The following is a 3,451-nucleotide window of genomic DNA, read 5'->3' as shown; positions in this document are numbered from 1 at the left end:
CCCGGCCACATGAAAGACGACGTCGTATCCGGCAAAGGATTTTTCGCGCCATGTGCCGTCTATCATGTCGATGGTATAGACATGGTATTCGTCGGGCCACTGGGAGAGCCATTTTTCGAACGAGGTACCGACGTAGCTGTTGGCGCCGGTGATGAGGATCTTTTTCATTGCCGATGTTCTCCGCCTGATAGTTTTTGCAATGTTCCCGTTCCGCCCTCGACGACGCCCTCTTTTTTCAGCACGCAGGCGATGGTGCCGAAGAAGCATTTGCAGTCGAAAAAGAAGCTCATTCTCTTTACGTATTCGCCGTCATAGGCGGCTTTTACCTCTATTGGCAGTTCGTCGCGGCCGTTTATCTGCGCCCAGCCGGTCAGTCCCGGCAGTATGTCGTTCGCGCCGTATTTGTCCCGCTCGGCGATGAGGTCGTACTGGTTCCACAGCGCGGGACGCGGGCCGATGATGGACATCGTTCCCGTCAAGATGCACAATATCTGCGGCAGTTCGTCGAGGCTTGTCCTGCGCAGGAATTTTCCACAGGGGGTTATCCACCGGTCAGGGTCGCTTAGCATATGGGTCGGCATGTTGGCGGGGGTCTCTATATACATAGTCCTGAATTTCGGCATCATGAAGGTAGTTTTATGTATTCCTGAACGCTTCTGCCAGAAGAGCACAGGGCCGCGTGAATCTATCTTCACAGCGGCGGCAATAGCCAGCATTGGTATGGCTAGTATCGCCAGACCAGCGGCGGAGAGGATTATATCTATTGCTCTTTTCAGACAGCTTTTGTACATTTATTTCCCCTGTTTCTGCTAATTAATCTTTCAATAACACTGTTAAGTGTGTTTGATTCCTTACAATCGATACCGTATACAAAAAACCAATAGCTCAAATTCACATAGGTGATTGCTTTACATTACGCACTTACTAATGCGGTTGATTTTTACCTATCTCTCCGCCTGCGGCCTGATACCGTTTCGTCCAGTGTTCAGCGCGTTCAGCATCTCTATCTGTTCCTGTGTGAGCTTGCCCTGTTTGCGCAGCGTTCTTTGGCGGGCTATCCACTGGCCGATTCTGGCGCTTTCTGTTGTTTTATCGCCCTCTAAAACGTCCTTTGTTTTTAGCAGGCGCACTGCGGCCTCGTATTTTTCCGACCAGGCGCGTTCGGCGGGGGTGCGCCAGTCGACGCCTAGCTCTTCAAGCTCTTTTATCTGCGCCTTTGTCAGGTTTTTGCCCCTCAGCTCTCCCCGGTATGCGCGGCGGCACTCGTAGATCCATTTGCCGAGCCAGATTCCCTCTGTCGTCACGTATTGCTGCGGGACGGCGAGGTCGCCGTGTTCCGCGAGGTATTCCCGGCAGGCGGCGATTTTCTTTTGCCACGGGTCTTCCGTCATCCACTGAAGGCCGAGGGCGTCCAGTTTTGCCCTGCGTTCCGGCGTCACCTTGATGGAGCTTCGGCCCGTCTTTGAGTTGCCCTCTATGTGGTTTCTCAGCCATCTGCCGAGGGGAAAGCCTTTTTTGTTCACGTATCCGGCGGGGACATCGAGCGAGCCGAATTCACGGTGATATTCCTTCGCCTGTTCGTATCCGTATTCCCACTGCCGCATGTAGGTGTCGAGCCAGTCCATTCTGATGGCGTCGAGGCGCTCTATCTGCTCCCGTGTTAATGGCGCGGAGCCGTTCAGCCGTCCGCTGCGGATCTTGCGCATCCGGCGCAGCCAGGCGCCGATACGCAGCCCGTTGGGGGAGATGTAGCCAGCGGGAATGTTGAGATCATGTTTTTTCAGGTAGTATTCCGCGCAGGCTAGGTAGTTAAGCTCCCACTGGTAGTCGAGCTTGTCCCAGATCATGCCGAGTTTGTTTAGGGCCGCGATACGCTCGTCGGTTAGGTAATATCCGCTCCTGCCGCTGTTTTTTGACTGGCGGAGGTTGCAGATCCATTTGCCGAGTTCAAGCCCTTCTGAGGTGACATAGTTGGCGCGGATGTCGATATTGCCGTTCTTTGATCTATATTCGCACAACGCGCGGTAATATCTCTCCCACGAATATTCGTAGCGGTTTTTCCAGCGCATGCCGATGTTTTCAAGTTTTGTGATTCTCTCTTCGTCGAGCAGTCCGGGAATCTTGCCGGCGCGGACGAGCCTCTGGGTGTTCAGCCATGAGCCGAGAGAGTACCCCTCCGGCGTCCGATAGCGTTTGGGAACTTCCAAGCTGCCGTGCTCGCCGTAATAGGCCTTTGCGTAGCTGTACATCGTCTCCCAGGAGGCGGAGAGCGCCTCTTCGAGCTCGTTGAAGAGCCGTCTGCTGTCGCGCACTTCGTCGATGATGGTGAAGGAGTCGTTGACGACCAGCGAAGCCTCTCCCGTGGCGCGGTAGTAGTCGGAGGCGAATTTCATCTCTTCCTGCAGGGCGGAGATGCTGTAGAGATTCTCAATATTGTTTACCACATCTATGATGACGGTACTCCTGCGGCTGCCCGCCGATAGGGCACGCCCGATCTGCTGTTTGTAGATGATGGGCGAGACGGTGGGGCGGAAGAGTATCACGCCGGAGATGTTCTCGATATGGACGCCCTCGTTGAGCATGTCGATGCAAAGCAGGAGCTTTAGCCGCTCACTGTCGTCGGCCTTGAAGCCGGCAAAGGCGCTGGCCGCCTCCGGATCATCGGCGTAGGCACGATAGAGGCGCAAGTTCCCGTCGATTTTACCGAACCACTCGTCTATGTGGCTGGCCACCTCGTTGAGATGTTCGACACTGGAGCAGAAGATAATATACTTGCCATGCTTTTCGGTGATATGTTTCTGAAATACGGCGTCAAGCCCTTTCGCCTTCTCAAGCGAACGGCGCAGCGCATCCAGACGCTTCTGTGCCGCGTCGCGCACGGCCCTGTTTTTGGCGCTGCTTATACGGGCCTGATATCTCTCTATATCTTTCTGGCAGGAATATATGGAGACGACATAGGTTGGCGGGGTGAGAATGCCGCGCACCACCGCCTCGCCGAGCGTCATCTCTGAGGCGATGTTGCCGTCGAAGAGTTCGTCTGCCATATCGCGCTGATTGTCGAGGTAGCGGATGTTTGTCGCCGACAGGCCGAGCACCGGCGCCTGCGGATACGCCGCAAGCAGCCGCTGGACCCCGTTGCCCCACATCTGCGCGCCGCAGCGGTGAAATTCGTCGAGCACGATGTAGTCGGGACGGATATCTTCGATTGCGGCGGCGTCCATCATCATGAGCTTGGCGTAGGTGAAGAAGCTTATATTATTCGGTTGGGCGGCGCCCGCGGCCTTGAGGTTTTCTATCTGCGTCTTAAAGATGTACTCACTTGGCGATAGCCAGCAGACGACAGCCTGTGGGTTATCCTCGGCCAGTTTGAAGCCGATAAAGGATTTTCCCGTGCCGGTTGGGTGGACAACGGCGGCTTTGCCGTTCTCCTTTATCACGGAGACTGCGTTTT

At 55.2% G+C, this 3,451-nt stretch carries 2 protein-coding genes; both read right to left on the bottom strand.

Annotation, left to right across the window (positions count from 1 at the left end; genetic code table 11):
- Positions 1-164 precede the first annotated feature (164 nt).
- Positions 165-791 carry a sugar transferase gene (locus tag LIO98_RS05035; protein ID WP_291953744.1) on the bottom strand — a complete coding sequence of 209 codons (627 nt, stop codon included), beginning with the start codon at positions 789-791 and terminating at the stop codon, positions 165-167.
- A 153-nt stretch (positions 792-944) separates the two neighbouring features.
- Positions 945-3,451 (bottom strand): Helicase associated domain protein (locus LIO98_RS05030; RefSeq protein WP_291953742.1); only part of this gene is annotated, 2,507 nt, incomplete at its 5' end.

This window comes from Cloacibacillus sp. (assembly GCF_020860125.1).
Classification (GTDB): Bacteria; Synergistota; Synergistia; order Synergistales; family Synergistaceae; genus Cloacibacillus.
The sequence above is the reverse complement of the archived record's forward strand: the minus strand, read 5'-3'. Positions and strand labels throughout refer to the sequence as shown.

What these genes read in the sequence shown, in the direction of transcription:
- LIO98_RS05035 (WP_291953744.1), bottom strand. Translation starts at nt 791, where the DNA reads ATGTACAAAAGCTGTCTGAAAAGAGCAATAGATATAATCCTCTCCGCC.